Source organism: Chromohalobacter sp. HP20-39 (assembly GCF_033052815.1).
In the GTDB taxonomy this organism is placed as follows: domain Bacteria; phylum Pseudomonadota; class Gammaproteobacteria; order Pseudomonadales; family Halomonadaceae; genus Chromohalobacter.
In genome coordinates, this window is sequence record NZ_JAWHTP010001245.1 from 1 (window position 1) to 230 (window position 230).

Annotated in this window: 1 pseudogene; it reads right to left on the bottom strand. The window is 57.8% G+C overall.

Going from position 1 to position 230, the window contains the following annotated elements:
- Window positions 1–230, bottom strand: a pseudogene (locus RVY79_RS21845) (copper resistance system multicopper oxidase); the annotation flags it as partial.

The following is a 230-nucleotide window of genomic DNA, read 5'->3' on the forward strand; positions in this document are numbered from 1 at the left end:
TCGGCGCGAGGGTGGCACGTGCATATCCGCTGCGGTCCATCGCCTGTGCAAATATGGTGTATGCCTCATTCCGGGGCATCTGCACCAACACATCGTAGGTCTCCGCTACACCAATCCGAAACTCGTCGACGTTCACGGGTTCGACATCTTGTCCGTCCGCCGCACAAACTCGCATGGTCAGGCCCGGGATGCGAACATCAAACGTTGTGGTGGCCGATCCATTGATGAAG